The organism is Pseudomonas sp. IT-347P (assembly GCF_949768005.1).
Taxonomy (GTDB): Bacteria; Pseudomonadota; Gammaproteobacteria; order Pseudomonadales; family Pseudomonadaceae; genus Aquipseudomonas.
The window spans coordinates 1-2,314 of sequence record NZ_CATKPQ010000016.1; the positions used below are offsets into that span (position 1 = coordinate 1).

The window sequence follows — 2,314 nt, forward strand, 5'->3', positions numbered from 1 at the left end:
CCGGCTCCGGCCGATGACGTCTACAAAGACGCCGGCAAAGTCGAAGTGACGATCAAGGATGCAACGGGCGGCAACTTCGAGAACCTCGTTCCGAGCACCACGCCAGCGGTGACCAACGTCACTGACACCGTCGACACCACCACCGTCAGACTGACTGCCACCGAGTCCGCGGCTGAAGGCGGCAACGTCACTTACACCGCCACGGTTGGCGCGCCAGTCACCGGTTCGCCTGTGGTCGTGACCCTGGCTAACGGTCAGACCATCACCATTGGTGTTGGCCAGACCACCGGCACCGCGACCGTGACGGCGCCAAACGATGCATTGACCGGCCACGCGCCGATCACCAATGCGATCACTGAGGTGAGCGGCGGTAACTACGAAAATCTGGTGGCCGATAAGACCCCGGTCAGCACCAACGTGACTGATACCGTCGACACCACCAATCTGTCGCTGAGTGCCACGGGCTCCGTGGCCGAGGGCGGTTCGATTGTTTACACCGCCACGCTGACCAACGCTGCTGGCTCGCCAGTGACCGTAACCCTGTCCAACGGCGCAGTGATCACCATCGAAGCCGGCAAAACCGCTGGCACCGTGACCGTTCCGGCTCCGGCTGACGACGTCTACAAAGACGCCGGCAAGGTTCAAGCGACGATCTCCACGGCGACCGGTGGCAACTTCGAAAACCTGGTACCGAGCACTGTGCCGGCCGTGACCGAAGTCACCGACACCATCGACACCTCGACCGTGAAATTGACGGCCGATACCTCCGTGGCTGAAGGCGGCACCGTCACTTACACAGCCACTGTGGGCGCTCCAGTGACAGGCTCGCCTTTCGTAGTGACCTTGGCTAACGGTCAGAGCATCACCATTGGTGTTGGCCAGACCACGGGCACCGTGACCTTCACCGCACCGAACGATGCGCTGACCGGTCAAGCGCCACTGACCAACTCGATCACCGGCGTTACCGGCGGCAATTACGAAAACCTGGTGGCCGACAAGACCCCGGTTTCGACCACGGTCACCGATACCGTCGACACCACCAACCTGTCACTGAGCGCGACGGATTCGGTTGCTGAAGGTGGCTCGATCATCTACACCGCAACGCTGACCAACGCCGCAGGCTCGCCGGTCACCGTGACTCTGTCCAACGGCGCCGTGATCACCATCGAGGCCGGTAAAACCACCGGCACCGTCACCGTCGCTGCGCCGGCGGATGACGTTTACAAAGATGCAGGCAAAGTCGAAGCAACCATTACCACCGCCACCGGTGGCAATTTCGAGAATCTGGTGCCAAGCACCGTGCCGGCCGTGACCAATGTCACCGACACCATCGACACCACCACTGTGAAACTGACGGCGACAGAGTCGGCAGCTGAAGGTGGCAACGTCACCTACACCGCGACTGTCGGCGCACCAGTCACCGGCTCGCCGGTTGTCGTAACCCTGGCCAACGGTCAGACGATCACCATCGGCGTCGGCCAGACCACCGGTACCGCGACCACCACGGCGCCAAACGACGCATTGACTGGCCATGCTCCACTGACCAACGCGATCACTGACGTAACAGGTGGCAACTTCGAGAACCTTGTTGCCGACAAGACCCCGGTTTCGACCAACGTCACTGACACTGTCGACACCACCAATCTGTCGCTGAGCGCTACCAATTCGGTCGCTGAAGGTGGTTCGATCGTTTACACCGCGACCCTGACCAACGCCGCTGGCTCGCCAGTGACCGTAACCCTGTCGAACGGCGCCGTGATCACCATCGACGCCGGCAAAACCACCGGCACCGTCACCGTCGCTGCGCCGGCGGATGACGTTTACAAAGACGCCGGCACCGTGCAGGCGACCATCAACACCGCCACCGGTGGCAACTTCGAAAACCTGGTGCCGAGCACTGTTCCCGCCGTCACCAGCGTCACCGACACGATCGACACCACCACCGTGAAACTGACGGCCACCGAGTCGGCGGCTGAAGGCGGCAACGTTGTCTACACCGCAACCGTCGGTGCACCAGTCACCGGCTCGCCGGTTGTCGTGACTTTGGCCAATGGCCAAACCATCACTATTGGTGTTGGCCAGACCACTGGCACCGCGACCACCGCAGCGCCAAACGATGCATTGACTGGTCATGCGCCACTGACTAACTCGATCACTGACGTGACCGGTGGCAACTACGAGAATCTCGTGGCTGACAAAACCCCGGTCAGCACCAACGTGACCGACACTGTCGACACCACTAATCTGTCGCTGAGCGCATCTGGTTCGGTTGCTGAAGGTGGCTCGATCGTCTACACCGCGACCTTGACCAACA

General features: G+C 61.5%; 1 protein-coding gene. It reads left to right on the forward strand.

The genetic code is table 11. The features are described 5' to 3' along the window. A partial coding sequence (locus ACM6IV_RS08820) for an immunoglobulin-like domain-containing protein (RefSeq protein ID WP_414869628.1) occupies positions 1-2,314 on the forward strand: 2,314 nt, incomplete at both ends.